Origin of the sequence: Corallococcus sp. NCSPR001, assembly GCF_017309135.1 — a bacterium.
In the GTDB taxonomy this organism is placed as follows: domain Bacteria; phylum Myxococcota; class Myxococcia; order Myxococcales; family Myxococcaceae; genus Corallococcus.
The window spans coordinates 3,507,562-3,533,618 of sequence record NZ_JAFIMS010000002.1; the positions used below are offsets into that span (position 1 = coordinate 3,507,562).

23 protein-coding genes are annotated in these 26,057 nt (G+C 69.5%); 14 read left to right on the forward strand and 9 right to left on the reverse strand.

Annotated elements, in window-relative coordinates; genetic code table 11:
• Positions 1 to 25: 25 nt before the first annotated feature.
• The gene (locus JYJ93_RS16220; RefSeq protein ID WP_206792318.1) at positions 26 to 832 is read right to left on the reverse strand and encodes a DUF3108 domain-containing protein; all 807 of its coding nucleotides are present in this window, start codon (positions 830 to 832) and stop codon (positions 26 to 28) included.
• A 293-nt stretch (positions 833 to 1,125) separates the two neighbouring features.
• On the opposite strand from JYJ93_RS16220, the gene JYJ93_RS16225 reads away from it, so the two are divergent.
• Positions 1,126 to 1,347 (forward strand): hypothetical protein, encoded by a 222-nt coding sequence (locus JYJ93_RS16225; RefSeq protein WP_206792319.1) that lies wholly within the window; start codon positions 1,126 to 1,128, stop codon positions 1,345 to 1,347.
• Positions 1,348 to 1,354: 7 nt separating this feature from the next.
• Here the strand turns inward: JYJ93_RS16225 and JYJ93_RS16230 are convergent, their stop codons facing one another.
• Together JYJ93_RS16230 and JYJ93_RS16235 are read right to left on the reverse strand one after the other, a co-directional pair.
• Positions 1,355 to 2,023: a YggS family pyridoxal phosphate-dependent enzyme gene (locus JYJ93_RS16230; RefSeq protein WP_206792321.1), complete on the reverse strand. Its 669-nt coding sequence runs from the start codon at positions 2,021 to 2,023 to the stop codon at positions 1,355 to 1,357.
• Entirely contained in the window at positions 2,020 to 2,613 is a 594-nt protein-coding gene (locus JYJ93_RS16235) for a Maf family protein (protein ID WP_206792323.1), read from the reverse strand. Before JYJ93_RS16235 ends, JYJ93_RS16230 begins: the two co-directional genes overlap by 4 nt.
• Before the next feature lie 64 nt (positions 2,614 to 2,677).
• Here JYJ93_RS16235 and JYJ93_RS16240 point away from each other — a divergent pair, with 64 nt between their 5' ends.
• Entirely contained in the window at positions 2,678 to 3,778 is a 1,101-nt protein-coding gene (locus JYJ93_RS16240) for a sensor domain-containing diguanylate cyclase (RefSeq protein ID WP_206792325.1), read from the forward strand.
• Here the strand turns inward: JYJ93_RS16240 and JYJ93_RS16245 are convergent, their stop codons facing one another.
• Positions 3,779 to 5,356, reverse strand: a complete 1,578-nt coding sequence (locus JYJ93_RS16245; protein ID WP_206792327.1) for a SurA N-terminal domain-containing protein — start codon at positions 5,354 to 5,356, stop codon at positions 3,779 to 3,781.
• A gap of 230 nt (positions 5,357 to 5,586) precedes the next feature.
• On the opposite strand from JYJ93_RS16245, the gene mreC reads away from it, so the two are divergent.
• Genes mreC through JYJ93_RS16270 form a run of 5 tightly spaced genes read left to right on the forward strand, consistent with a single transcriptional unit; the run spans position 5,587 to position 10,799 of the window.
• Positions 5,587 to 6,453, forward strand: coding sequence for a rod shape-determining protein MreC (gene mreC, locus JYJ93_RS16250; protein WP_206792329.1), 867 nt, complete (start codon positions 5,587 to 5,589; stop codon positions 6,451 to 6,453).
• Positions 6,450 to 6,950 carry a hypothetical protein gene (locus tag JYJ93_RS16255; RefSeq protein WP_206792331.1) on the forward strand — a complete coding sequence of 167 codons (501 nt, stop codon included), beginning with the start codon at positions 6,450 to 6,452 and terminating at the stop codon, positions 6,948 to 6,950. Before mreC ends, JYJ93_RS16255 begins: the two co-directional genes overlap by 4 nt.
• Positions 6,947 to 9,004, forward strand: coding sequence for a penicillin-binding protein 2 (gene mrdA / locus JYJ93_RS16260; RefSeq protein ID WP_206792333.1), 2,058 nt, complete (start codon positions 6,947 to 6,949; stop codon positions 9,002 to 9,004). Before JYJ93_RS16255 ends, mrdA begins: the two co-directional genes overlap by 4 nt.
• 7 nt (positions 9,005 to 9,011) lie before the next feature.
• Positions 9,012 to 10,139 (forward strand): rod shape-determining protein RodA, encoded by a 1,128-nt coding sequence (gene rodA, locus JYJ93_RS16265; protein WP_206800326.1) that lies wholly within the window; start codon positions 9,012 to 9,014, stop codon positions 10,137 to 10,139.
• An 18-nt stretch (positions 10,140 to 10,157) separates the two neighbouring features.
• A complete protein-coding gene (locus JYJ93_RS16270; RefSeq protein WP_206792335.1) occupies positions 10,158 to 10,799 on the forward strand; it encodes a PilZ domain-containing protein in 642 nt (213 codons plus the stop codon).
• Between the two features lie 18 nt (positions 10,800 to 10,817).
• Here the strand turns inward: JYJ93_RS16270 and JYJ93_RS16275 are convergent, their stop codons facing one another.
• Positions 10,818 to 11,159: a hypothetical protein gene (locus tag JYJ93_RS16275; protein ID WP_120566465.1), complete on the reverse strand. Its 342-nt coding sequence runs from the start codon at positions 11,157 to 11,159 to the stop codon at positions 10,818 to 10,820.
• 436 nt (positions 11,160 to 11,595) lie between these two features.
• Positions 11,596 to 11,922 carry a thioredoxin gene (gene trxA, locus JYJ93_RS16280; protein ID WP_206792337.1) on the reverse strand — a complete coding sequence of 109 codons (327 nt, stop codon included), beginning with the start codon at positions 11,920 to 11,922 and terminating at the stop codon, positions 11,596 to 11,598.
• A gap of 174 nt (positions 11,923 to 12,096) precedes the next feature.
• Here trxA and JYJ93_RS16285 point away from each other — a divergent pair, with 174 nt between their 5' ends.
• From JYJ93_RS16285 to JYJ93_RS16315, 7 genes are all read left to right on the forward strand, one after another.
• The gene (locus JYJ93_RS16285; RefSeq protein ID WP_206792339.1) at positions 12,097 to 12,459 is read left to right on the forward strand and encodes a hypothetical protein; all 363 of its coding nucleotides are present in this window, start codon (positions 12,097 to 12,099) and stop codon (positions 12,457 to 12,459) included.
• 55 nt (positions 12,460 to 12,514) lie between these two features.
• Positions 12,515 to 13,327 (forward strand): cytochrome c biogenesis protein CcsA, encoded by an 813-nt coding sequence (gene ccsA, locus JYJ93_RS16290; RefSeq protein ID WP_206792341.1) that lies wholly within the window; start codon positions 12,515 to 12,517, stop codon positions 13,325 to 13,327.
• Between the two features lie 2 nt (positions 13,328 to 13,329).
• Positions 13,330 to 14,670 carry a glutamyl-tRNA reductase gene (gene hemA / locus JYJ93_RS16295; RefSeq protein WP_206792343.1) on the forward strand — a complete coding sequence of 447 codons (1,341 nt, stop codon included), beginning with the start codon at positions 13,330 to 13,332 and terminating at the stop codon, positions 14,668 to 14,670.
• A complete protein-coding gene (gene hemC / locus JYJ93_RS16300) occupies positions 14,667 to 15,611 on the forward strand; it encodes a hydroxymethylbilane synthase (RefSeq protein WP_206792345.1) in 945 nt (314 codons plus the stop codon). Before hemA ends, hemC begins: the two co-directional genes overlap by 4 nt.
• An 11-nt stretch (positions 15,612 to 15,622) precedes the next feature.
• The gene (locus tag JYJ93_RS16305) at positions 15,623 to 16,384 is read left to right on the forward strand and encodes a uroporphyrinogen-III synthase (protein WP_206792347.1); all 762 of its coding nucleotides are present in this window, start codon (positions 15,623 to 15,625) and stop codon (positions 16,382 to 16,384) included.
• Positions 16,385 to 16,457: 73 nt separating this feature from the next.
• Positions 16,458 to 18,218: an MYXO-CTERM sorting domain-containing protein gene (locus JYJ93_RS16310; protein WP_206792349.1), complete on the forward strand. Its 1,761-nt coding sequence runs from the start codon at positions 16,458 to 16,460 to the stop codon at positions 18,216 to 18,218.
• On the forward strand, positions 18,215 to 20,053 hold the full coding sequence (locus JYJ93_RS16315; RefSeq protein WP_206792351.1) for a type II/IV secretion system protein: 1,839 nt from the start codon (positions 18,215 to 18,217) through the stop codon (positions 20,051 to 20,053). The genes JYJ93_RS16310 and JYJ93_RS16315 overlap by 4 nt, the downstream gene beginning before the upstream one ends.
• Positions 20,054 to 20,124: 71 nt before the next feature.
• Here JYJ93_RS16315 and JYJ93_RS16320 read toward each other — a convergent pair whose 3' ends face one another.
• From JYJ93_RS16320 to JYJ93_RS16330, 3 genes are all read right to left on the reverse strand, one after another.
• Positions 20,125 to 21,657: a hypothetical protein gene (locus JYJ93_RS16320; RefSeq protein WP_206792353.1), complete on the reverse strand. Its 1,533-nt coding sequence runs from the start codon at positions 21,655 to 21,657 to the stop codon at positions 20,125 to 20,127.
• 96 nt (positions 21,658 to 21,753) lie between these two features.
• Entirely contained in the window at positions 21,754 to 23,736 is a 1,983-nt protein-coding gene (locus JYJ93_RS16325) for a hypothetical protein (protein ID WP_206792355.1), read from the reverse strand.
• A complete protein-coding gene (locus JYJ93_RS16330; protein ID WP_269012533.1) occupies positions 23,736 to 26,030 on the reverse strand; it encodes a bifunctional UDP-sugar hydrolase/5'-nucleotidase in 2,295 nt (764 codons plus the stop codon). The genes JYJ93_RS16325 and JYJ93_RS16330 overlap by 1 nt, the downstream gene beginning before the upstream one ends.
• Between the last annotated feature and the right edge of the window lie 27 nt (positions 26,031 to 26,057).

Here is a 26,057-nt window from a genome sequence, read left to right on the forward strand (position 1 = left end):
CCCCTGGTTGGCGGACGACGCACTTTCAGTCGCCCGAGTTGTCCGCCCGGGCCACCGTCACCACGCGGCCCGGCTTGTAGTCCATGAGCTCCGCCACGACGGTGCCCAGCGCGAAGTCCGCTTCGATTCGCACCGGCACGTGATGCGCATCCGCGCTGAGGTACGCCACCATGTCGCGCTTGGATTCCAGCTTGCCGCCGAAGTCGGTGTGCACGCGCACCTTGAAGGCGTCCCGAGCCCCCGCGGGCGTCGTCACCGTCTCGCGGCCCTCCACCGTGGCGCTCATGGTGAACTGCTTGCTGCCGGTGAACACCGGATAGGAATAGGAGCGGCCCACCACCAGCTCCTGGCCGCGCAGCGCGAACGTCGCGCCCGCCACGTCCATGGAGCCCTCGGGCAGCGTGTGCTCGGACTCGCGCGGCGGGTCACTCTCCTTCTGCTTGATGACCTTGGCGCCCGCTCCATCCGCCGACAGCTGGATGCGCTGGCGGCGGCGCTTGCGGTTCTCTTCTGAATGAAGGTCGCTCCCCGTTACGCGCCCGGCGTCCGCGTTCCAGTACGACACGAAGCGGCTCTTGATGGGGTAGACGCCCACCAGGTCATCCGACTTCGCGGTGGACACGATGGGCCACACGCTCTGGCCCCACTGCGTCATGGGCGCGCCCACCGTCACCGTCGCCGTGCCGGCCGTCAGCCCCAGGTAGCGCACCCGGTACTGGGCCTGCTCACCCGGGCCGAACGCCGAACCGGTGGGCTCCTGGGCATGCGCCAGCGTGGACCCCATGAGTCCCACCACCGCCGCCGTGAACCCCCACCTGGACAGACCGCGCATCGGGTGTGCTCCCTTGCTTGCAAGTTAGGTGGCCGGCCCGCCCAAGCCAACCGTGCCCCTCAACCGCCCCCGCCACCGGACATTTCCAGGACGGACGGCCGTGGGACAGCATTCAAAGCCGTCCGGCCGCCCTCCGGACGCGCCTGCGAAAGACTGGCAGGGGACGGAAATGACGGCCCGCAGGGGTACACGCCGCCAAGGGCCGCTGACAAATGGACGACAGTCCGGCGCGCCTGCCTGGATGCCCGGCAGGGCACCCCCGGACGCCGGGCCCGGTGCTAGCGTCCGGGGCCATGGCCAACGACTTCCAGTTCGACGACGACGACTTCGCCAAGGAATCCGGCGCGGGCGCCGGCAGCCGTGTGTTGAAGGAGTTCGACTGCCCCGGCTGCAACGCCAACAACCCCGTGGACGAGACGTTCACCGACGGGGACGAGGTGCGCTGCAACTACTGCGGCTGCGAGTACAAGGCGCTCATCAACCAGGAGGGGCGGGTGAGGTTCCGCGAGCTGTGAGCGGGCTTCAGGCGCGCTCGCCGAAGATGGCGGTGCCCACGCGCACGACGGTGGCGCCTTCTAGAATTGCCTGCTCGAAGTCGTGCGTGGTGCCCATGGACAGGGCCGTCAGCGCGTGCGCCCGCGCCAGCTCGCGCAGCCGGGCGAAGCCCTCGCGCATCCGCGCCACGTCGTCCGTGGGCGGCGGCAGCGCCATCAGCCCCACCACCTGGAGGTTCGGCAGCTCGCGCACCTGGGTGAGGAAGTCCCCCAGCGTGTCCGGGGTGAGCCCGTGCTTGGTGTCCTCTCCGCCCAGGTTGAGCTCCACGTAGCAGGGCAGGGGAGATGTCCCTTCGCGCCGCTTGGACAGCTCCCGGGCGACGTCCAGCCGCTCCAGCGCGTGGAAGGCGTGCGCGACGCGGGCCACGTACTTCACCTTGTTCGTCTGCAAGGACCCGATGGCGTGCCAGCGCAGGCCGTCCAGGTCCTTGAGCTCCTCGGCCTTGTCCCGCAGCTCCTGGGCGTAGTTCTCCCCGAAGTCTCGCTGCCCCGCGGCATACGCCTCGCGGATGAGCGCCGAGGGCTTGAGCTTGGACACGGCCACCAGCGTCACCGACGACTCCGGCCGCCCCGCGCTCGCGCAGGCCTTCGCCACGCGCTCGCGCACCCGCGCCAGGTGGTCCGCCACGCTGCTCATCGCGCACCCTCCGTCCACGGCAGCGGCATGCCCACGCGCGCAAGCAACGCCAGCGTCTCGCCCAGCGGCAGGCCCACGACATTGGAGTGGCTGCCCTCGATGCCCTGCACCAGGAAGCCGCCCTTGCCCTGGATGGCGTAGGCGCCCGCCTTGTCCAGGGGCTCGCCGGTGTCCGCGTACCAGGCAATCTCCTCCGGGGAGAGCGCGCGGAAGGTCACCTGCGTGCGCACCACCTGGGACGCCTGGGCGCGGCCCGCCACCGCGATGCCGGTGAAGACTTCATGGACCCGGCCGGACAGGCGGCCAATCATCCGCCGCGCCTCCGCCGCGTCCTGGGGCTTGCCGAGCAGCTCCGACCCCAGGGCCACGGTGGTGTCCGCGGCCAGCACCCATGCGTCCGGGTGTCGGGAGGCGACCGTGCGTGCCTTCTCTTCGGCCAGCCGGAGCACGTACTTCGACGCAATTTCTCCGGCCATCGGCGTTTCATCGATATCCGCCGCCGCCACGGTGAAGCGAAGGCCCAGCTGGGCCAATAAATCCTTGCGCCGGGGCGATGCGGAGGCGAGAACGAAGCGAGCGGTTGGATCCATGGGCGGGTGCGGGATGTTTCGCGCTCGCGGGCCTTAGCAGACTTGCGCTCCAGAGGGCACCTCGATGAACCCCGCGGACCTCCTGTCGGCCATGAAGCGGACAGTGGAGCAGCTGGCCGCCTACAACGAGATGGCCAAGGCGCTGACCTCCACGCTGGAGCTGCGCGAAGTGCTCGCGCTGGTGATGCAGAAGGTCAGCGCGCTGCTCAAGCCGCGCAACTGGTCGCTCATCCTCCAGGACGAGCGCAGCGGAAAGCTCTACTTCGAAATCGCGGTGGGGGAGGGCGCCGAGGCGCTCAAGGCCCTCCAGCTCAACCCGGGCGAGGGCATCGCCGGGGCGGTGTTCTCCTCTGGCGTCGCGCGGCTCGTGCACGACGTGGCCGGCGACTCCAGCTTCGCGCCCCGCTTCGACGAGGCCTCCGCCTTCCACACCCGCTCGCTGCTCGCCGTGCCCCTGGTGGCGCGCGAGCGCGTGCTGGGCGTGATTGAGCTGGTCAACGGGCCCACCGAGCCCGGCTTCACGCATGACGACCTCGCCGCCCTGTCCGCCATCGCGGACTACGCGGCCATCGCCATCGAGAACGCGCGCAACTTCCGCCGCGTCCAGGAGCTCACCATCACGGACGAGCACACCGGCTGCTTCAACGCGCGGCACCTGCGCGCGCAATTGGAGCAGGAGGTGAAGCGCTCGGCGCGCTTCCGCCACCCGCTGTCGCTCGTGTTCCTGGACCTGGACCACTTCAAGTCCATCAACGACCGGCACGGGCACCTGGTGGGCAGCGCCACGCTCAAGGAGGTGGGGGACCTACTCATCAGCCTGGGCCGCCACAACCTGGACGCCGTCTTCCGCTACGGCGGCGACGAGTTCGCGGTGATGTTGATTGAGACGGACAAGGCCGGGGCCCAGGTCATCGCCCAGCGCATCTGCGAGGCGTTCCGCGGCCAGCGCTTCCTGCGTGAGCAGGGGCTGGACGTGGCGCTCACCGCGAGCGTGGGGGTGGCCTCCTTCCCGGAGCACGCCACCACTTCCACGGACCTCATCCGCGCGGCGGACTTCGCCATGTACGCGGCCAAGGGCCGGGGCCGGGACGGCATCGCCGTCGCCGAGGCCCCTTCGGGAGGGGGGACCCCGATGGAGGTCCCCTACGCCCGCTCCGGCGGGTGACTACCCCGCGGAGCCCAGCACCGAGTCGATGGCCTCGGTGTTGGTGACGACGCTGCCGCTCTTCTTCAGCGACTTGAGGAAGGACTCCGTCAGCTCAATCTGCTTGGCCTGACGGGCCTGGGTGCGCAGCTCCTCCTTGCGCTTGTCGAAGCCCGCGGTGTCCGGCTTCTCGCGCTCCACCACCTGCGCGACGATGTTCGCGTCGCCCACGGTGAAGACCTCGCCCAGCACCACCGGGCCGTTGGCCTCGAAGGTGGACTTCACCAGGGCCGGCGCCGGCCCCAGGTGCGGCACGGAGTCACCCTGCGCGGTGAAGCTGTCCGTCTCCACGGCCTCCGGCTTCGTCTCCGCCTCGAAGCGCAACAGCGCGGGCTGCTGGCCGGCGGGGACCGGGAACTGCTCCTTCAGGGACTTGCCGGCCTTCGCCGCGGCCAGGGCCTTCTCGGCCTCCGCCTTCGCCAGCCCCTTCGCCTGGTCCTGCTTGAAGAGCGTGGTGGCGATTTCACCCTTCACGTCCTCCAGCTTCTTCGCCTGGGCGTCCTTCTTCTCCTCCACCTTCACCAGGTGCACGCCCAGCGCGGACTCCACCGGCTGCGTGACTTCCCCGGCCTTCAGCGCGAACGCCGCGTCGGCCAGCGCCGGGTCCCACGTGGTGCGCTCCACCCAGCCCAGCTCGCCGCCCTTCGCCTTGGTGGCGTCGTCGTCGCTGCTCGCCCTGGCCAGGGTGGCGAAGTCCTTGCCGCCGTCCAGCTCCTTGCGCAGGCCCTCCGCCTTCGCCTTCGCCTGGGCCTTCTGCTCGGGCGTGGCGTCCGGGGCCACCTTCACCAGGATCTGACGGGCGCGGATCCGCTCCGGCACGTTGTAGACGAAGCTGTTCGCCGCGTAATAGTCGGCGATCTCCTTCTCGTGCGTCTTCTGGAACTCCGCGAGCTTCGCGGGCGTGGGCGCGGGGACCTTGTCCGCGAACATCGTGGGCAGGAAGCGGGCGAACACCAGCTTCGCCTGGTTGCCTTCCTTCTCGTAGCGGGCGCGGACCTCGTCGTCCGACACCACGGCGCCCGTGCGCACCACGTCCAGCATCTTCTGGGCGGCCATCTGGCGGCGCAGCTCCTGCTCGTACTCCTGCGGCGTGCGGCGGTAGAAGTCGCGCAGCACCTGCTGGTAGCGGGCGAAGTCGAACGCGCCCTCCTTGGTGTGGAAGTCGGTGTTCTCGTGGATGAGCTTGCGCAGCTCCTCATCCGACGGGGTGATGCCGTGGCGCTCCGCCGACTGGGCGAGCAGCTCCGCGTTCACCAGCCGGTCGAGCACCTGCTTGTCCAGGCCGAACTGGCGGGCCACCGACTCCGGGATGGGGTTGCCCTGCGAGCGCAGGAAGTTCATCTGCCGCGACCAGGCCATGCTGAAGTCGCGCACAGGAATCTCCTTCCCGTTCACCGTGGCCACCGCGCTGGCGGTGGGCGCCTGGCTGCCCGTGTCCGCGAACCCGTTGCTGCCAGGGCCGAACTGGAGCGTGAACACCACGGCGATGCCGATGATGAACAGGAGGGAGAAGACCTTCCGGGGATTCAAACCGTCCATTGTGGTCACTTCACGGTCGGAAGCGCCCGCGAATCACCTTGCGGAAGGTCTCGCGGCGCCGTGTTGTTGGTAGCCCGGCCGGTGGGGATGCATGAGTATCAACACCCCCTCATCCGGGCCTTGACTGCCTAGGACAACAGACCGGAAAATGCAAGCGATTCAGCCAGCTTAGCCCGACCCTCTCCCCCTTCCACCCGCGTCCTTCGCCCACCCCGGGAAAGCCCCCGTCCGTGTTGTCTCTTCTCAAGCGGTACCGCCGCTTCCTCCTCGTGGCCGCCCTCCTCTTGTACCCGCTCGGCGCCTTCCTGCTGGGCGGGCGGCGGGGCCGCGACCCGAACTTCGTCGACCGGGGCGTCATCGCGCTCACGGCCCCCGTGCAGCAGGGGCTCACCGCCGGCATCGACGGCGCCGTGGCCGCGGTGCGCAACTACCTGGATCTGCGTGGCGTCCGTCAGGACAATGACGCGTTGCGACTGGAGAACCTTCAGCTGCGGGCGACGGTGCAGGCCCTGGGCGAGGCCCGCTCGGAGAACGGGCGGCTGCGCAAATTGCTGGCGTACGCGGAGGCCGTGCCCGGGCCGGAGATTCCGGCGCGGGTGGTGGGCGTCAATCCGGTGGCGAAGCTCCTGTCGGTGCGGATCAGCAGCGGAGAGAAGGACGGCGTGTTCCGCGGCATGTCGGTGGTGACGCCGGACGGCATCGTCGGGCAGGTCATCCGGTCCACGGGCGGCTACGCGGACGTGGCGCTGGTGACGGATCCGCAGAGCCGGGTGGCGGTGCGGGTGCAGCGCTCCAGGGCGCGCGGCACGGCGGCGGGCGCGGGCAACGGCCCCCTGACGCTGGAGAACATGCTGCGCACGGAGGACGTGGAGAACGGCGACCTCATCATCACCTCCGGCACGGACGGCATCTATCCGCCGGGGCTGGTGGTGGGGCGGGTGACGCAGCTGGAGAAGAAGGAGCACGGCATGTTCCAGGGCGCGGACATCACGCCTGCGGTGGACACCAGCCGGCTGGAGGAGGTCCTGGTGGTGGGCAGTCCGTACAGTGAAATGGCCGCCACCGGCGGGGCCTCCACGGAGGGCGCGCAGAAATGAAGTTCCTGGTGACCGTCATCCTGGCGCTGGTGCTGCTCACGCTGGAGTCCGTGTTCGTCCAGCAGGCGGGGCTGGTGCTGGGCCGCGTGGACGTCACGGTGGTGCTGGTGGCCTTCCTCGCGCTCCGGGCGAGCCTCACGGAAGGGGCCTGCTCCGCCTTCGCGGTGGGCTACCTGCTGGACCTGATGAGCGGCCAGCCCACGGGCCTGTTCACGTTCCTCGCGGTGTTCACCTTCCTGGTGGGCCGGCTGGTGGCGTCGTTCGTGGACGTCCGGGGCCCGGTGGCCTTCGCGCTGTTCGCCATGGGCGCGGACCTGGGGCATGGCCTCCTGTCCACGTTCTTCACCTGGCTCACGGTGAAGGAAGGCTCCACGGCGCCGCTGCTCTCCGGCATGCCGGCGCAGCTGGCGCTCACGGGCGTGGCGGCCCTGTTGCTCTTCCCGTTGTTCAAGCGGTTTGAGGTGGCGCAGGAGCGCCCGGCGGGGTTGCTCCGTTGACGCCTCCCACCATTGGCAACACCACTCCAGGCCGGGATCTGAAGCGCCGCTTCCTGTGGCTGGGCCTGGCCATGTCGCTGGGCCTGGTGGCGCTGGCCATCCAGCTGTACCGGCTCCAGCTCATCCGTCATGAGGAGTACGCCGCCAAGAGCGTGGCGAACTTCGTGAAGGAGGTGCGCCTGCGCGCCGACCGCGGCGTCATCAAGGACGCGCGCGGCACCATCCTGGTGGACAGCCGCCCGTCGTTCGACGCCTTCGTCACGCCGGCCTTCTGCACGGACTGCTTCGAGCAGGTGATTCCGCGCCTGGGCGAGCTGCTCCAGTGGGACCCCGAGCAGCGCAAGAAGATTGAAGACCTGGTCCGCGCGAGCCGCCGCAACGCGCCCTTCCAGCCGGTGCCGGTGCGAGTGGACCTGACGCGCGACGAGTACGACCGGCTCAACGCCCGGCGCGACATCCTGGACGGCGTGGAAGTGGTGCCCGTGCCGCACCGCAACTACCGCGCGGACACGGTGCTGTCGCACGTGCTGGGCTACATGAATGAAATCACCCAGGAGGAGCTGGAGCGCCTCAACGGGGACGGCGCGAAGTACGCGCTGGGCGACTACATCGGCCGGCGAGGCCTGGAGCGCTACTTCGAGTCCAAGCTGCGCGGGCAGGACGGCGTGCGCAAGGAAGTGGTGAACGCGCGTGGCCAGACGATTGAAGAGCTCAACGACAAGCTGGGGGAGAACGCGGTCATTCCTCCCACGGCCGGCAGCAACGTGGTGCTCTCCATCGACATGCGCCTGCAGGAAGAGGCGGAGCGCTCGTTCCCGGGCGTGACGGGCGCGGTGGTGGCCATCGACGTGAACACCGGCTTCATCAAGGCGCTGGTGTCCCGCCCCGGCTTCGACCCCAACCTGCTCACCGGCCGCGTGACGCCGTCGCAGATGGCCACGCTGGCCCGGGATCCGCTCCACCCGATGATCAACCGCGTGGCCGCGGAGCACTACAGCCCGGGCTCCACGTTCAAGGTCGTGACGCAGCTGGCGGCCTTCAAGTCCGGCGCGTTCCGTCCGGAGACGGTGGTGCACTGCTCCGGCGGCTACCGGCTGGGCGCGCGCGTGTGGCGCTGCCACAAGGACAGCGGCCACGGGCCCCTGGACGGCCGGGGCGCCATGAAGGCGTCGTGCGACGCGTGGTTCTACAAGGTGGCGGACACCATCGGCCTGGACCCCATCGCGGAGATGGGCAAGTCGCTGGGCCTGGGCCGCCCCACCGGCATCGGCGTGGTGGCGGAGGTGCCGGGCATCATGCCGTCCAGCGCGTACCACGACAAAGCCTCGCCGGGCGGCTACACCAAGGGCATGGCGCTCAACAGCGCCATCGGGCAGGGCGACGACAACGTGACGCCGCTGCAACTGGCGCTGGTGTACGCGGCCGTGGCCAACGGCGGGAAGCTCTACAAGCCGCAGATGGTGCAGCGGCTGGAGAACCTGGACGGGCAGGTGATGGAGGAGTTCAAGCCGGAGGTGGTGTCGAAGGTGGACATCAACCCCGCGCACCTGAAGGCCATTGTCGAAGGCCTGGAGGCGGTGGCGCAGGAGCCCGGCGGCACCGCGTACCGCGCGAAGCTCAAGTCGGGCCTGCCCGCGGACTTCCTGGTGGCGGCCAAGACGGGCACCGCGCAGGTGGCGCGCATCGGCACGGTGCGCCTGAAGACGCACCAGATGAGCTACTTCGAGCGCGACCACGCGTGGTTCGCCGGCTTCGCGCCCGCGGACAAGCCGGAGCTGGCGGTGGTGGTGCTCAACGAGCACGGTGGCCACGGCGGCGTGGACGCGGCGCCCACGGCGCTGGCCGTGATGAAGAAGTACTTCGAACTGAAGGCGCAGGACGCCACGTCACCGCCGCCCCGCGCCAACCAGCCCTACACGCCGTCCTTGCCGCCGGCGCCCAGCCTGGATGAAGCGTCGCTCACGCGCGTGGTGCCCCCGCCGAAGGTGAACCTGCCGGGAGAGCCCATCCAGCCGCCCTCGGAAACCGGAGACGACAGTGCAACTGCGGATTGAGCGCCGGATGATGCCCCACGTGCCGTGGGGGCTCATCGTGTGCGTGCTGGGCGTGTGCGCGCTGGGCATCTGGAACCTGGCGTCCGCGTCCCGGCCCCCCATGGCGCCGGTGTGGACCAGCCAGGCGCTCTACCTGGGCGTGGGCCTGGGCGCGGTGCTGATGGTGTGCCTGGTGGACTACCGCTGGATCCAGCGGATGGCCTTCCCCATCTACGTGCTCAACATCCTGGCGCTGCTGGCGCTGCGGCTGGTGGGGCACACGGCGAAGGGCGCGGAGAGCTGGTTCGTCATTGGCCCGTTCCGCCTGCAGCCCGCCGAGTTCATGAAGATTGGCGTCGTGCTGATGCTGGCCAAGGTCTACCACGACGACTTCCAGCCCAATCAGCCGTCCTACGGGCTCGTCCGGCTGTGGAAGCCGGTGCTGGTGGTGATGGTGCCCTTCACGCTGGTGCTGGTGCAGCCGGACCTGGGCACCGCGCTGATGATCTTCCTGTCCTCCGGCACCGTCATCCTCTTCGGCAAGGTGCGCTGGTACCTGGCCGCCACCATCGTGGCGGGCGTGCTGGTGGGCGGCCTCATCATCTGGAACGACTACGTCCGGGAGATGCCCGAGCCGCGCACCACCGTCGTGCGCCACTACCTGAAGAAACACCAGAGCCAGCGCATCTCCGGATGGTTGGACCCCGAAGCGGATCTGCGCGGCAGTGGCTATCACGCCGCGCAATCCAAGATTGCCGTGGGCTCCGGGGGGCTCACCGGCAAGGGCTGGCGTGAGGGAACCCAGACAGGTCTGCGCTTCCTGCCGGAACAGCACACGGATTTCATCTTCTCCGTGTGGGCCGAGGAACACGGCTTCTTCTCCTGTCTCCTGTTGCTCGTGCTCTACGGCGGCATCTTCATTCTCGGGTTGGGCGTGGGGTTCAGCGCACGTGACCGTTTTGGAGCGTTCGTTGCCGTAGGGGTGGTGGCTACACTTTTCTGGCAGGTGTTCGAAAACATCGGCATGGTCATTGGCCTGTTGCCGGTGACGGGCATCACGCTGCCCCTCATGAGCTACGGCGGCTCCTCGATGCTGTCGGTGATGTTGTGCATCGGGCTGCTGGTGAACATCAGCATGCGCCGTCACATGTTCTGACGGCCGCGGAGGCTTCCGATGGTGGTGCAGAGGAAGGGTGTGACGACGGCGAAGGCCGGCACGGCGGCGCGCGGGCCGGAGGAAGCGCAGGCACCCCGGCCGTTCGTCCCGCCGGTGGGCACGTCGCGCAACGTGCCCGTGCCCGGCGCGGCGCCCCGCATCGAGATGAACCAGGGGGAGCCGGAGCACCGGCACTTCCCGCGCGCGCAGTTGGCCACGCACTTCGAGCTCTGGGTGGAGGACGGCGCGGGCGGGCGGCGCTTCTCCGCGGGGCTCACGTCCGTGAACGTGAGCGTCAGCGGCGCCTTCCTCGCGAGCACCTTCTTCCTGCCCATGGGCACGGTGGTGCGCGCGCGCTTCGCGCTGGAGGAGGGGGCCGCCCCCGTGGAGGCTCGCGCGGAGATTGTCCGGGAGGAGCGGGGCCCGGAGGACGAGGGCCGCAGCGGGTTCGCCCTGCGCTTCCTGGACTTCTCGGGTCAGACGGAGGTGGCGCTCGCCCGGCTCTTCCTGGGCATGCGCCTGAGGGCCTTCACCGAGGACTACCTCAAGTCCCAGCGCGCCCGCTCCCTGCCCAATGAGCTGGAGCGGGTCATCGACGTGATGGCGGCCTGGGAGCTGCTCAAGGCCACCACGCCCGGAGACCCCTGGCGCGGCGAGTAGGGCCCCGGTACGGCTTCTTCAGGCCGGCTTGCCGGTGGCGATCTGCCTGCGGCGCTCGGCCTGGTAGTGCGCGGAACACAGGCCCTTGGAGCGCTGCTCGCGGGTGCAACCGCTCACCGTGCAGCGGCGGTCCATGGGCACCGGCCCGCCCGCCACCGTCTTGGGGGGACGGCCGCGGCGGCGACCCGCCATCACCGCGCCATTGCCCGGCGACGCCGCGACGGCGCCCATGCCCGGCATTCCCGTGTTCAGCGCGCGCAGCATGCCGCGGCCGATGGCATCACCCAGGGCCTCCGCCCACGACGTCAGGGCAGGGGTCAGCGGTGCTTGCGAGGTCAATTCTTTGCGAAGGCGTGCCATGAAAACTCCTGTAGAAACTCGCCAATCAAGACAGGCGTGTACTCGCGACTTGTGTCTGTTGTGGCGAACTCTGTCAACAAGACATGTTGGGGTCGTGTTTGACTCGTAATGCAATTTCAATGTCTGTTGAACAAAACATGACGGGAGGATCGTCCAGTCGTGCCAGGAAGGCATTTGTCTCAAGAGCAGAGAAACGTCTGCGTCAGGGGGCGGGTCGCACCCGGTACGTGAAAGCCCTTACCGTTGCGGTGAGTTGTCTTTCTACAGACATATCGAACCGCGAGCCCTGTCACGCCCGGGTGTCTGGTTGGGAGCCCATAAGCAACGTCCCCTCTCACCGGGCGCGAAGCCTGGCGGTGTGAAGGCCAGGGCGCGTGGGTGGAGGGGACGAAGGGAGACGGCCTCGAAGCAGGCCCGTCACCGGGAACACATGGGCTCAGAGATTCTTCCGGACCACGTCCTCGATGCGCGACTTCGGCACCGCGCCGACAATCTGGTCCACGACCTTGCCGCCCTTGAAGAGCAGCAGGGTGGGGATGGAGCGGATGCCATACTTCTGGGGCGTGTCCTGGTTCGCGTCGATGTCCATCTTCGCGAACTTCACCTGGCCCTTGTACTGGCCGGACAGCGCCTCGACGGAGGGCGCGATGGCGCGGCAGGGCGCGCACCAGGTGGCCCAGAAGTCCACGAGCACGGGTTGTTGAGAGTCCAGGACCTGCGTCTGGAAGTCCGAATCACCGATGTTGATCACGTCGCCAGCCATGTCGTCACCTCATGTCGACTGCTTGAGTAGGATACGTCCTGAGCTTCGCGCCCGGCGGATGCCTCGGGGGCGGGAGGGCCGGGCCGCTTCCGGTGGAACGGATGCCGCATCTGGCCGGAGGTTGCACCCCATTTCCAGGCCCGCCGGGAATGAGGGTGGTGTAGTCTGCGGCGCGTGACGAAGCTCTTCCTGTCCCAGGCCCAGCTCGAGGAGTGGGCGCTGGAGGACAAAGCAGACCTGCGCGAGGGCCGCCTGGTGGTCGCCGCCGAGGGTGGGAGCGCCTGGCCGCTCACGCCCGCCGTCCATGTCGTCCAACTGGTGTCCGGGGAGGACACGCACCAGCTGGTCTCCCGGGTGAAGACCGAGGAGCAGCTTGGCCGGCTGGGGGCTGAACAGATGGCCGACTCCATCCTGGTCGGGGACTCCGCGTACGAGGTGGTTCCGGGTTATGTCGCGGAGGTGGGGGCGCCCGCTGCTGAGCGCAAGCCCAATTCGGAGACCGATCTGCTGGCGGCCTTCATTCTCAATAAAATGTAAAATGGGCTGAGGCAGGACTGAATGCCTCCTCGGCCGGGGTTATGAGCCTGCCGCCATGAGCCATACGCTCGTCTCGCTCGCCTGCCACGCCTACGGCCTGGCCGCGCTCGTCTACCTCGCCTTCCTGGTCCGCCAGTCCCAGGTGCTCGCCGTCACCGGCCGGGTGCTGGTGGGGACCGGGCTGCTGATGCATTGCGTTGCGCTCATCGGGATGCTGAGCGCGCAGGGAGGCCGCCTGGTGGGCCCCGCGCAGGGCATGTCCACCTTCGCCTTCCTGCTGCTGGCGCTGTTCCTGGCGCTGGACGTGCGCTACCGCAAGCCCGTCATCGGCGCGTTCCTCACGCCGCTGGCGGTGGCGGTGCTGCTCGTCGGCATGCTGCTGCACGGCGGATCCACGCCGCTGCCGGACGCGGTGCGCCAGCCGCTGTTGCCGGTGCATGTGACCATCGCGCTGTTGGGCCTGACGGCCTTCGGCGTCGCGGCCGGAGTGGGCGTCATGTACCTGCTGATGGAGCGCGAGGTGAAGTCCAAGCACTTCGGGCTGCTCTTCTCCCGGCTGCCGTCGCTGGAGTTCCTGGACACGCTCAACCGGCGGCTCGTGCTGTGGGGGTTCATCGCGCTGTCGCTCACGCTGGCGACCGGCGCCCTGTTCACCACCACGCTGCGGGGGCTCACCTGGGCGCTCGAGGCCAAGCACGTGGCCACGTTCGTCGCATGGGGCGTCTTCGCGGCGCTCGTCAACGCACGCATCTTCGCCGGCTGGCGTGGCCGGCGGGTGGCGCTGCTCACCATGGCCGGCTTCTGCCTGGTACTGGTCTCCTTCCTGTCGTCCTACGACCTGTCCGCCGCTGGCCCGGGGATGCCGTAGCCATGGAATTCATCTGCATTGGCGTGTCACACCGCACCGCGCCCCTGGGCGTCCGTGAGCGGCTGGCATTGCCTGAAACCCGGCAGACGGAAGTGTTGCAGCGCCTGGCGCAGGCGCCCGTGGAGGCGCTCTGGGTGTCCACGTGCAACCGCGTGGAGGTGTACCTGGCGGCCCCCAGCGCGGACCTGGCGCGGGAGCGCGCGCGGGAGACGCTGCACTCGCTGGGCGGCGCGGAGGCGCTGGAGCACCTGTACGAGCACCAGGGCGAGGCGGCGCTCGTGCACCTGTTCCGCGTGGCGTCCAGCCTGGACTCCATGGTGCTGGGCGAGGCGCAGATATTGGGGCAGGTGAAGGATGCCTTCGAGCGCGGCCAGGGCGCGGGCGCGGTGCGCGGTGAGTTGACGCGCGCGTGCGCGGCGGCGTTCGGCTGCGCCAAGCGCGTGCGCACGGAGACGGCGGTGGGCCGCGCGGCGACGTCCATGGCGTCCGCGGCGGTGCAGCTGGCGAGCAAGGTGTTCGACGGGCTCAAGGACAAGACCGTGCTGGTGGTGGGCGCGGGCGAGATGGGCGAGCTGGCGGCGCGGCACCTGAAGAACGCGGGCGCCGGGACGCTCATCGTGACCAACCGCACGCTCGCCCGCGCGGAAGCGCTGGTGGCGCAGGTGGGCGGGGTGGCGAAGCCCTTCGAGGAACTCTTCACGCTGCTCGCTGCGGCGGACGTGGTGGTGACGAGCACCGCGTCGCCGGTGCCCCTCTTCACGCGCGACAACGTGGGCGCGCTGGGCAAGGCGCGCAAGGGCCGGCCGCTGTTCATGGTGGACCTGGCGGTGCCGCGAGACATCGACCCGGCGGTAGGGACGCTGGACTGGGTGCACGCGTACGACGTGGACGACATCCAGAAGTTCGTCGCGGACAACACCGCCGCGCGCGCGGAAGAGGCGCACAAGGCGGGCGGGCTGGTGGCGCAGGAGGTGGCGCGCTTCGCCCGGGAGCGCGCGCTGCGCGACGGCATGCCCGTGCTGGCGCGCCTGCGTCAGCGCGCGGAGGCCATTGCCCGCGCGGAGGTGGAGCGCACGCTGCTGGGCCTGGGCGACGGGCTCACCGACAAGCAGAAGAAGAGCATCGAGGCCATGGGGCGAGCCATCGTGAACAAGCTGTTGCATGAGCCCACCGCGCGCCTGCGCGCCGTGGGGCCCCAGGGTGAGGGCAACCGGCTGGCGGGCGCCGCCGCGGAGCTGTTCGGCCTGACGGAGGCGGAGGCCGCCGCCATCGCTCCGGACGAGAGCGCCGCGCCCCCTCAGGAGGCGCGCAACACCGTGGTGGCAACCGGGAGCCGGCGATGATGAAGACGGTGCGAATCGCGACGCGGGAGAGCCCGCTGGCGCTGTGGCAGGCGAATCACGTGGCCTCGCTCCTCACCGCGCGCAACCCCGGCCTGGAGGTCACCCTGGTGAAGATGACCACCGAGGGCGACCGCTTCCTGTCCGCGCCGCTGTCCCAGGTGGGCGGCAAGGGCCTGTTCGTGAAGGAGATTGAACAGGCGCTGCTCGATGGCCGCGCGGACATCGCGGTGCACAGCCTCAAGGACATGACGTCGGTGTTCCCGGAGGGGCTCATCCTGGCGGCGGTGCCGGCGCGCGAGGATCCGCGCGACGCGTTCTGCAGCCCGGAGGGGCACACGCTGGCGATGCTGCCCGCGGGCGCGAAGGTGGGCACGTCCTCGCTCCGGCGCAGCTGCATCCTGCGCGAGCGCCGGCCGGACCTGGAGATCGTCTCGCTGCGCGGCAACGTGCAGACGCGCCTGCAGAAGACGCGCGACCTCCAGCTCGCGGGCGCGATGCTCGCGGCGGCGGGGCTCAAGCGCCTGGGATTGGACCACCACATCACCCAGGTGGTGCCGGTGGCGGAGAGCCTGCCGGCGGTGGGGCAGGGCGTGCTGGCCATCCAGTGCCGCGAGGCGGACGCGGACGTGCGCGCGCTGCTTTCACCCCTGGAGGACCTGGCCACCCGCAACGCGGTGCGGGCCGAGCGCGCCTTCCTGGCGAAGCTGGAGGGCGGCTGCACCGTGCCCATGGCCGGCCACGCCACCGTGAAGGACGGCCAGGTGTACCTGAGCGGCCTCGTCGGCCGGCCGGACGGGACACGGGTGGTACGGGGCGAGGTGAAGGGCCCCGTACCGGAAGCGGAGCGGCTGGGCGAGGCGCTCGCGGACGAGCTGCTGTCGCGCGGGGCGGGAGACATCCTGCGCGATTTCGCCCGCCGCGAAGGCGCTCCCCGCGCCTAGAGTGCCGGCCCGTGGACCCGCGACTGGATGGCATCCGAATCTTGGTGACGCGCCCGCGTGAGCGGGCCGAGGAGCTGTGCTTCCTCCTGGAGGACGAGGGCGCGGAGGTCCTCAGCCTGCCGCTGCTGGAGCTGCATCCGCCGGAGGACCCGCGCCCGCTCGCGTCCGCCGCCGAGCACGTGCAGCGCTACCACTGGGTGGTGTTCGCCAGCCCCTCCGCCGTGGAGGCCTTCCTGGAGGCCCTGCGGCTCGCCGGTACGTTGGACCGGCTGTCCCGCGTGAAGCTGGCCGCCGTGGGGCCGCGCACCGCGAGGGCCGTGGAGGGCTATGGCCTGAAGGTGGAGGCCGAGCCCAACGAGGGCACCGGCGCGGCGCTCTTCACCGCCCTGCGCGACGTGCTGGGGCCGGAGGACGACGTGCTCCTCCCCGCGGCGGAGGAGGGCAGGCGCGAGCTGGAGGACGGCCTGCGCGACCTGGGCGTGCGGGTCACCCGCGTGACGGCCTACCGCAGCGCTCCGGCCACCGTCGAACCGGAGTCGCTGGCCCGGCTGGCCGAATCGCCGCCCCAGGTGGTGCTCTTCGCCTCGCCGCGCACCGCGGAGGCCTTCGTGGAGGGGGTGGGCCGCGAGCCGCTGGCCTCCGCGAAAGTGGTGGCCATTGGCCCCACCACGGCGACCGCGCTGACGCAGTTGGGCATCCCCGTGGCCGCCGTCGCCGAGCGCCCCACGCCCGAGGCGCTGGTGGATGCCACCGTTCGCGCCGTTCACGGGTAGAGTGTCCGCCCGGTGACGTCCGGGCGCTCAGACGGAGCGCCCCGTGCGGACGTGACGTGACGAGGTGCGGGTGATGAAGCGTGGGACGCAGCGGAGTGTCTTCCTCCTTGGACTGCTGGCGCTGGCCACGACAGCGCAGGCCCAGGGGGGCTACCAGTTCCTGGAACACTGGGTGCTCAACAACAGCCAGGACCCGTTCCCGTACTACGTGGACGCGCGCAACAACCAGCCCTCGGGCAATGACATCTCGCTGGTGGAAGACGCGGTGAAGAAGGCCTTCCAGGCCTGGCAGGACGTGGACTGCGCCTGGCCCGCCTTCACGTACAAGGGCCGCTCCACCATCGTCCCCATCCCGGACGTGAACGACCGGCTGGACGGCTTCAGCGTCGCCGCCATCTGGGTCACCGACCCGAACAGCACCGAGTACAAGGACGTGCTCAACGCCGGCGCCAACGTGGCCGCCGCGGTGCCGCTGAGCCACGGCGGCAACGTGTACCAGTGCGACATCTTCCTGGACGCCGTGAGCCACAAGTTCACCACGTTCTCCCCCACGCCCGCGGGCTTCGTGGACATCCAGACGGCGGTGATGCGCGAGGTGGGCCACTGTCTGGGCCTGGGCAGCACGTACGAGTACCCGGACGCGGTGATGTACTTCTCGCTGAACGCGGGCACGCAGCGGCGCACCCTGTCGTCGTATGACCGCGGCGCCTTCTGCCAGCGCTATCCCCAGACGGGCGCGGTGGGCTCGCCGTGTGATACCGCCGCGTGCGGCCCCGGGCTCACCTGCGTCACCACGCAGTCCACCACCAGCGGCAACTCGATGAAGATCTGCTCCAAGCCGTGCCCCTCCGGCACGCCCGGAGCCTGCCCGGCCCCCTACCAGTGCCGCGCGTCCACGCTCATCAACGGCTCGCAGTACGCCTGTCTGCCGGAGGCGATTGGCACGGGCACCAAGGTGGGCAACCCCTGCACCAGCGCCTCCACGTGCGGCGCGCCCGAGTCGCGCTGCCTGACGGCCACGGACAAGACCACCGCCTTCCCGGCGTGGACGGACGGCTACTGCACGGAGTCCTGCGTCGCCAACGCGGACTGCCCCACCGGCTCCACGTGCACGTCCGTGGGCTCCGTGGGCAAGCGCTGTCTGAAGAACTGCCGCCCGGGCAAGGGCGACTGCCGCCAGGGCTATACCTGCAACACGCTGCCGGACAACGGCGGCGACGTGTGCGTCGCTGACTGCGCCACCAACAACGACTGCGGCTCCAACTACGCCTGCCGCTCCTGCGACCACGCCTGCGTGCAGCAGCTGTCTGGCACGCGCAGCGTGGGCGACCCGTGCCTCCAGGATTCGGAGTGCGGCTTCAACCAGAAGTGCCTGAAGCTCAATGGCAACCCGCAGGGCGTGTGCTCGGAGCCGTGCTCGGTGGCCACCTGCACGTGCAGCCCCGGCAACACCTGCCGCCCGGCGGGCACCGGCGAGGACCGCTACTGCTTCCGCGACTGCGGCACGGGCACCTGCTCCTCGCCGCTCCAGTGCGTGCCCTTCCAGGAGGGCACCGCCTGCATCGCCCCCTGCCGCTCCAACCAGGACTGCCCCAACGGCCTCTACTGCGGCAATGGTGGCCAGTGCTACGACCCGTACGCGCAGACGGACGGCGGCACCTGCACCCTGTGTGGTGACGGTGGCACGCCGCCGCCCCCGCCGGTGGACGGCGGCTCGGGTGGCACGACGAACGACCCCGGCGGCTGCGGCTGCCAGAGTGCCCCCTCGTCCGCGGCATTCCTCGTGGGGCTCGGGGTGTTGCTCCTGGCCACCCGCAGAAGGAGGAAGGTGTGACCCAGGCGGCTCCCCCCGGAAGCAGCGCCCCCTCGCGCAGCGCCACGGACTTCACCCTGGGCTTCGTGCTGGAGGCGCTGGTCGCCCAGCGCCTGCTGACGCCCCAGCAGGCGCAGGAGGTGTTGGCGCGGGAGCCCGCCGCGCGCGCCCGCGTGCTCAAGGCGCAGGGCGGGCCGGGGAAGGACGCGGCCCGCTATGACGTGTCGCCCGTGGAGGTGGTCGCGGCCTTCCAGGTTCCGGCGCCGGGGGGGCGGGGGGTGCTGGACGAGGACCGCGTCACGGAGGCCGCCGCGCGCGCCGCGGGGCTGGCCTACCGGAAGCTGGATCCGCTGAAGATGGACATGGCGCTGGCCACCCGCACGGTGTCCCGGCCCTACGCGCAGAAGCACGTGCTGCTGCCCCTGGAGCGCACCGAACAGGGGCGGCTGCGCGTGGCGGTGGCCAACCCCTTCGACCGCGAGCTCTTCGAGTCCTTCCACCGGCTCACCGGCGAGCCGGTGGAGCCCGTGCTGTCCGCGAAGACGGACATCCTGCGCTCCATCGCGGACATCTACGGCTTCAAGAACACGCTGGCCAAGGCCGCGGACGACTTCGGCGGCGCCAACGCGCCCATCGCCAACTTCGAGCAGCTGGTGTCGCTCAGCGGCACGCAGGAGCTGGAGGCGTCCGACAGGCCGGTGGTGCAGGCGGTGGACTACCTCCTGCGCTACGCCTTCGACAACCGCGCGTCGGACATCCACATCGAACCCAAGCGCGCCACCGCCGTGGTGCGCCTGCGCATCGACGGCGTGCTGCACCCCGTCTACACGCTGCCCTCGCAGGTGCACCCGCCCATCGTGTCGCGCGTGAAGATGCTGTCGCGCATCGACATCTCCGAGAAGCGCCGCCCCCAGGACGGCCGCATCAAGACGGAGCGCGACGGCCGCGAGGTGGAGCTGCGCGTCTCCACGCTGCCCACCGCCTTCGGCGAGAAGGTGGTCATCCGCATCTTCGACCCGGAGACGCTGGTGCAGGACATCGCCCAGCTGGGCTTCGACCCGGACGAGAAGGGCCACTTCGAGTCATGGATTGACCAGCCCCACGGCCTCATCCTGGTGACGGGCCCCACGGGCAGCGGCAAGACGACGACGCTCTACTCCGCGCTCAAGGCGGTGGCGGGGCCGGACGTCAACGTCACCACGATTGAAGACCCCATCGAAATGGTGTGGGACACCTTCAACCAGGTGCAGGTACAGCCCAAGGTGGGCCTGGATTTCGCGGGGGCGCTGCGCCACATCCTGCGCCAGGACCCGGACGTCATCATGGTGGGCGAGATCCGCGACGCGGAGACGGCGGAGAACGCCATCCAGGCCGCGCTCACCGGCCACCTGGTGCTCTCCACGCTGCACACCAACGACGCGCTGGGCGCGGTGGCGCGCATGAAGGACCTGGGCGTGCCGGCCTTCCTCCTGGCCCAGAGCCTGCTGGGCGTCATGGCCCAGCGCCTGTTGCGCCGCGTCTGCGTGCACTGCGCGGAGGAGGCGGTGCTCACGCCGGACGAGCTGTTGGCCCTGGAAGCCCCCCTGCCGCTGTTGCCCGGCGGCGTGAAGCTGTCCAAGGGGGCGGGGTGCGTGCGCTGCCGCGGCACCGGCTTCTCCGGCCGCACCGGCGTCTTCGAAATCGTCTCCACCAACCGCGAGGTGCGCGAGCTCATCGCCCGCGAGGCGCCCTACGAGCACCTGGTGCAGGCGGCGCGCCGCGGGGGCATGCGCACGCTGCGCGAGGCCGCCGTGCGCAAGCTGGCGCAGGGCCTCACCGCCTTCGACGAGGTGGTGCGGATGACGTCCGCCTTCTGAAAACACGAAGGGCCCGCCGTGAAACACGGCGGGCCCCGCGATGCTGCCCGAAAGAGGGCGAAGGCGGCTTTCTAGAAGCGCGCCTGCAGCAGCGTGTTGAAGCCCAGCGCGTGCGGCTTCTCGAAGTTCGGCTGCGCGATGCCCGTCACGTCGTCCTCGAACGTGGTCCGGTTGGTGTCGTACGTGTAGTAGACCTCACCCACGGCCGCGACCGTCTCCGACAGGTCCCACCGGAAGGTGGCCTTGGCGGACCAGATGAGCTCCGCCTCGCAGGCGTTGGAGCCGCCGCAGGTGCTGGGCAGGATGCTCAGCTGGTTGGCGTCACGCACCACGACCGTGCGCGTGCCGGTGAGGCTGGGGGGCGGGTTGCTGCCGCCCACGAGCGGGACCGGGCTGCGGAAGGACGCCGGCTGCTGCGCGCCGATGATGAAGCCCGGCGTCAGGTGCAGCTTCTCGATGTTGTAGTCCACGCCCACCGCGCCGAAGACTTCCGGCTTCAGCTCCGTGCCCGTGGGGAAGTCCTGGAACGGCGGGAAGCCCGGCACGTCGAACTGGATGAAGGACAGGCTGCGCACCAGCGCCAGCGCGTTGAAGCGGAAGCGGTTGAGCTTCGCGCGGCCCTGGAAGGCGAGCGCCACGGCGCCCTGGGGCTTGGTGGCGCCGAACTTGTCCGGGTCCTGCAGGGTCTGCGTGAGGTAGCTGCCCTCCAGCGAGAGGGAGTACGACAGGCCACCCGGGTACGTCTCCGGCGCGAAGAAGCGCTGGTAGATTTCCGGGTCGTTCTTGTAGAGCCGGAAGTCCACGCTCGTGCCCACCGGCACGCCCACGTGGTAGACGACCTGCCCGGACACGCCGGCCGAGTTGACGCCCGCCTCGATGGACTGGTTCGCCAGGCCCGGGACGATGCCCTTCTGGAAGTAGCCGCCGCCGGCCTCCACGCGCAGCGTCTCCAGGATGTCCCAGCCCGCGCCGGCCATCACGCCGTAGAGCGTCTCCTGCTCCAGGATGAGGTCGTTGAGCACCAGCGCCGTCTTGCCGCCCACGTACGCGTACCAGCGGTCCCGCGTCACCTGGAACTTGGCGCCCGGCACACCGGACGCGGTGGCGCGGTTGGTGAAGATGGAGCTACCGCCCCAGGAGATGCGGTACGCGTAGCCCAGACGGAAGCGGTCCGCGGACACCGGGAAGCCGGTGAGCGAGATGCCTTCCTTCTCACCCCAGCCCGGCGGCTGGTAGTTCAGGCGCACGTAGCTGGAGTTGTCGAAGATGTCGACACCGCCGGACGGGCGCTCCAGCACCAGCAGCGTGAGGGCCGCCTCCGTGGTGAGGCCCTCGAAGAACGCCGGCATGCGCTTGTAGAGCACGACGTTCGACAGGGACTCGAAGCCGGAGAACCGCGTGTTGAAGTTGTCGTAGAACTGCGTGTTCTGGTTACCCGCGCCAAAGCGCGCGTTGGGGCTGTTAGGAGTCGTCTCTCCCGCGCCCGCCAGCACGTTGTCGTCCGCGAAGACGAACGACAAACGGGTGTCCACGAAGTCCCCGGCCCAAGCGGGCGCGGAAAGGGTTGTGAGGCCCGCCAGGGCCAGCGTCTGCAACGTTTTCAATGTCCCTCCAGGAAGCGGTCCGGGGGAGACCGCTCCTCCCTGCGCCCCGGCTCTTCACCGGGGCGCTCAATGCGACTGCTCAAAGGTGAATGGCGATTACGGGCACGGCTTGATGGGCTTCGGGCACTCCATCCCGGGCCCGGGGTAGCAGCACAGGTCGTCCTGGTCTCGCGGCAGGACGTTCCAGCGCGGACGCGCCGGACCCACGTGCTTCAGGTGCCCCACGACGTCGAAGGTGGCCGCCCGCAGCTGCTTGCACTGGAGCGCCTTCGCCGCGTCGGGGTCGTTCTCGTTGCAGTCCGGGTTCAGGTCCGGCACCGCGTCCTTGATCTGAAGGCTGATGCGCGAGCGCGTGTCCGGGGCGACCTTGCACGCGGCGTTGGCCGTGGCGGCGGCGTCGCGCACCAGCGCGACCGTGACCTCGGAGTCCTTCAGCGTGTACTCGTAGCGGGTGTTCGCCGGGATGAGCGTGTCCGTCTGGTCCGCCGTCACGCTCACCGGGCCGAAGCGCGCGTGCACCGGCTGGGTGCAGATGATGTTCATCCGGTAGCCCAGCGGCAGCGCCTTGTCCGGCCGCACGGCCGTGGTGCCCACGTTGACGTTCATGATGCGGTTGGGGACGGACTCGTCCATGCCCATGGACGCGGGGCCGGTGGCGTTCATCTCCACCACGAACTGGCCGAAGTTCGTGTACGTCGTCTTCTCCGCGCAGATGGTGCCGGCGTACTCGCCAATGCCCAGCGTGCAGTCGATGACGCACTTGCGCTCCGGCAGGTCCGGATCATCCGGCGGCTCCTCGAAGCAGTTCTGCCAGGTGCGCGACGCGCTGCTGCCCACCGGGCAGAACATGGGCATGTCGTTGTTGCCGTTGGCGTCGCAGTTGCGGAACACCTTGGGGAACTTCACCCGGCGCAGCTTCACCAGCGAGGACTCCAGGCTCTCCATCTTGTAGTTCTTGTAGCTGTAGCCGCACAGGATGTCGTCCAGGTACGGCGAGCCGCTGTAGCCGCACAGCCGGCCGTTGATCTCCACGGGCGGCACCTGGTCCAGGTACTTGTTCCACTGGTCCTGCGGCAAGAGGCGCACGTTCTCCCGCAGCGTCCAGGCGGGGAAGCTCATCTGCGTGGTGTTGGTGAACTCCGCCACCGTGCCGGACAGCGTCCAGAGCAGGTCGCCGGAGTCCAGCCCCTCCGGGAAGGAGTAGTTGTAGATGTAGATGCTGTTGAAGCGGCCCGGGTTGAAGCCGTCCGGCTCCGCGGTCTGCACGTTCGCGCCCGTGACGCTCTTCTCCGCCACGCGGCAGGCCGTCATGTCCGTGACGTAGAAGCCGCTGGAGTCCGTGCCCGTCACCAGCAGCATCATCTGCTTGCCGTTGTTGGGGTCGGACGGGTCGCAGTTCTGCGTCAGCGGCTCGCCGGACTCCGGGTTGCGGCCCACGCGCATGAACTGCTTGACGAAGACGCTCGTCTCCGAGCCGCCCTCGGGCAGGTTGATGGTTGAGAGCGAGGGCTCCTCGAAGCGGATGCCCGGGGACAGGCCGGTCGCGAGGGTGCGCGTGGCCGGCTCCTGGGGCAGCTGGGCCAGGTCGCCCACGACGCCGCCGTCCGCGTAGACGAGCTCCAGGTCCTGGTCCTGCACCCAGACGTGCGTCTCGCCGTACAGGTGGGCCACGCGCACGGTGCCGGTGCCCTTGCCGTTGGTCAGCTGCGTCCAGCGCTGGCCGTACTCACCGGTGAGGTCGCCCGGGATGACCCGGAAGGACACCGGCCCGTTGAAGGACGTCATCTCCCCGCCGGTGCCGTCCAGCGCGGTGATGGACAGGCCGATGTCCACGTCCGAGCGGGGCAGGGTGTAGGGGCAGTCCGTGGTGCCGCGCACGTCGAGCGGCACCGCCGCCTGGTCGTTGCCGTACTTCGCCGCGCAGGCGTTCACCACCGGCAGCAGCGTCGCGGCGGAACCGCCGGTGGTGATGCTCGTCACCTCCACGCGGAAGGACGTGAGTCCGGTGGGCGCCTCGGACTCCTTCGTGTAGCAGCCGGCCGCCAGGGCCAGCGTGGACAGCAGGAAGAGTCTCTTCATCACTTCACCCTCCGCCCGATGCGGCCATCCTCGATGGCGCTCGCGATGGGCATGGCTGTGGGCTTCTCACAGAAGGAACGCAGCTGGCTCGTCACGTTGCCGCAGGTGGGGTTGCCGCCCACCAGCAGGTCGCGGCAGGTGCAGCGGCCGGTGTAGGGCCCCTGCGGCAGCGCGCACTGCTCCACGGCCGCCTGCTTCGTCGTGTCCGGCAGGCCGCACCGGGCCATGGCCGCCGGCTGCTCCTTGGCGTCGTCGGTCACCTTGAGCAGGTCGCGGCACGAGCAGCTGCCCACGGTCTTGTCGAGCCCTTCCTCGAAGGCCTTGGACACCTTGCAGGAGTTCAGCGTCTTCTCGTCCACCGTCCACTGGCCGTTGACCAGCGAGCCGCAGCGCGTGCCGTTGCTGGACGTCTCCCGGCCGTTGAGCAGGTCGTCGCAGTTGCAGAAGCCCTGCATGTAGCCGATGAGCGAGTCGCGCAGGCTGATGCCCGTCTCGATGCGCGTGGTGTTGCGCTTGAGCACCGTGAAGCCGGAGCCGCCCTTGGCGATGTAGTCGTTCACCGCGACCTTGTAGGTGCCGTTGGTGTCCAGCGGCCGGCCGTTGATCTCGATGTTGATGCCCGGGTGCGCCCAGCAGCGCGAACCGGCGGTGTCCTCCAGGCAGGTCCAGGGAGCGTGGCCCTCGCGGTTGTCCTGGGGGCAGTCCGTGGACACCGTGGCCGGCGTGCACGCGATGCGCAGGTCGTTGAGCTGCACCTGGGCGCAGTCCATGGTGAAGCGGGCGCCGGAGATCTGCGCCTGGCTCACGCACCCGCGCTCCGCGGAGCGCTCGGTGACGAAGTCGAACATCTCCTGCATCTCCACGCCGGACAGGTACATGATGTTGATGGTGTTCTCGAACGGGAACACGTTGAACATCGCCTCCTGCGTCACCACGCCCGCGTAGAGGTTGTCGCGGATGCCCAGGGAGTTGGTGAGCGCCATCTCCGCCTCCACGCGGTTGCGCTTGCGCATGGAGTCCGCGGCGATGTTGCCCAGCGGGCTGTCACCGCCGTTGGAGTTGTTGCGGCGCTGCACGTCCAGCGGCGCGTAGGAGAAGATGGAGGTGAGCTGCAGCTTCACGTCCATGCCCAGCAGGTACGGGATGAGCAGGTCCGTCGTCTGCGCGTCCTCCTGACGGCCGCACTCCGCCATGGCCTCGCGCACGCCCGGCGCGTTGATGAACTCGCCCGGGTCCCAGAAGATGTTGTCGTCGAAGCGGTACTTGCGCATCGCCTCGTTGCACCAGAGGCCGTCCACCGGGAACGCGTGGTAGTCTTGGCTGATGACCTCGGCGCCGTTCTCCTCGCCCCGCTGGTTGGGCATCTTCACGACCAGCTCCAGGCGGCCCACGTACTTGGCGAACGCGCCCGAGTGCGACAGCACGACCTTGCGGCCGGAGGGGTCCGTCACCAGCTGCGGCGGGTTGAGCACCACGTGCAGGTGGCCGCCCAGCACCACGTCCATGCCGTTGACGCCCGCGATGTGCACGCGCACCACCGACTTGTCGTTGCCTTCCGGCCCGAACCACTCCAGCACCTTCCACGCGTCGTGCGCGCGGTTGATGAAGGGCTTCGCGCGGCCGTACTCGTAATAGGCCTCATAACCCTGGATGAGATCCTGGTCCTCGGTGAGGCCCAGGTGGCTGACGATGACAATCAGGTCCGTCACCGGGCGCAGCAGCTCCACGTAGGAGCGCGCGGCCTCGTTCTGCTCCAGCGGCGTCACCTGCAGGCTGTTGCCGCCCTCCACGATGGAGTTGAGCGAGGAGATGTTCGCCATGCCGATGACGCCCACCCGCAGGCCCTTCACCGTCCGGATGGTGTAGGGGTTGGTCACCATGGAGGCGCCGTTGGTGCCGGTCGTCTTGGGGTCGTCCCAGTAGTAGTTGGCGGCCAGCAGCGGGAAGTTGGCGAAGTTGCGCGCCTTCTGGACGAAGTTGAGGGCGCCCGCGTCGAACTCGTGGTTGCCCACCACGGCGGCGTCCAGACGGGACTCGGAGAGGAAGCGGAACTCCGCCTCGCCCGTGTTCACGTTGAAGATGGGGGCGCCCTGGAAGCAGTCACCGGAGTCCAGGTGCAGGATGCGGTCGCCCTTGGCGCGCTCGCGCTTGAGGATGGACGCGATGCGCGTGGCACCGCCAAAGGGACCGGCTTCCGGGATGAGCTCCAGGTCCTGGTCCGTCTTCAGCGGCGTGAAGTCGTACGGGACGAGCCGCGAGTGGATGTCAGAGGTATGGAGGAGGGTAAGCCGCACCTCCTGACCTTCAAGGTGGTAATCCTG

What these genes read in the sequence shown, in the direction of transcription:
- JYJ93_RS16220 (WP_206792318.1), bottom strand. Translation starts at nt 832, where the DNA reads ATGCGCGGTCTGTCCAGGTGGGGGTTCACGGCGGCGGTGGTGGGACTC.
- JYJ93_RS16225 (WP_206792319.1), top strand. Translation starts at nt 1,126, where the DNA reads ATGGCCAACGACTTCCAGTTCGACGACGACGACTTCGCCAAGGAATCC.
- JYJ93_RS16230 (WP_206792321.1), bottom strand. Translation starts at nt 2,023, where the DNA reads ATGAGCAGCGTGGCGGACCACCTGGCGCGGGTGCGCGAGCGCGTGGCG.
- JYJ93_RS16235 (WP_206792323.1), bottom strand. Translation starts at nt 2,613, where the DNA reads ATGGATCCAACCGCTCGCTTCGTTCTCGCCTCCGCATCGCCCCGGCGC.
- JYJ93_RS16240 (WP_206792325.1), top strand. Translation starts at nt 2,678, where the DNA reads ATGAACCCCGCGGACCTCCTGTCGGCCATGAAGCGGACAGTGGAGCAG.
- JYJ93_RS16245 (WP_206792327.1), bottom strand. Translation starts at nt 5,356, where the DNA reads ATGGACGGTTTGAATCCCCGGAAGGTCTTCTCCCTCCTGTTCATCATC.
- JYJ93_RS16255 (WP_206792331.1), top strand. Translation starts at nt 6,450, where the DNA reads ATGAAGTTCCTGGTGACCGTCATCCTGGCGCTGGTGCTGCTCACGCTG.
- rodA (WP_206800326.1), top strand. Translation starts at nt 9,012, where the DNA reads ATGATGCCCCACGTGCCGTGGGGGCTCATCGTGTGCGTGCTGGGCGTG.
- JYJ93_RS16270 (WP_206792335.1), top strand. Translation starts at nt 10,158, where the DNA reads ATGGTGGTGCAGAGGAAGGGTGTGACGACGGCGAAGGCCGGCACGGCG.
- JYJ93_RS16275 (WP_120566465.1), bottom strand. Translation starts at nt 11,159, where the DNA reads ATGGCACGCCTTCGCAAAGAATTGACCTCGCAAGCACCGCTGACCCCT.
- trxA (WP_206792337.1), bottom strand. Translation starts at nt 11,922, where the DNA reads ATGGCTGGCGACGTGATCAACATCGGTGATTCGGACTTCCAGACGCAG.
- ccsA (WP_206792341.1), top strand. Translation starts at nt 12,515, where the DNA reads ATGAGCCATACGCTCGTCTCGCTCGCCTGCCACGCCTACGGCCTGGCC.
- hemA (WP_206792343.1), top strand. Translation starts at nt 13,330, where the DNA reads ATGGAATTCATCTGCATTGGCGTGTCACACCGCACCGCGCCCCTGGGC.
- hemC (WP_206792345.1), top strand. Translation starts at nt 14,667, where the DNA reads ATGATGAAGACGGTGCGAATCGCGACGCGGGAGAGCCCGCTGGCGCTG.
- JYJ93_RS16310 (WP_206792349.1), top strand. Translation starts at nt 16,458, where the DNA reads ATGAAGCGTGGGACGCAGCGGAGTGTCTTCCTCCTTGGACTGCTGGCG.
- JYJ93_RS16325 (WP_206792355.1), bottom strand. Translation starts at nt 23,736, where the DNA reads ATGAAGAGACTCTTCCTGCTGTCCACGCTGGCCCTGGCGGCCGGCTGC.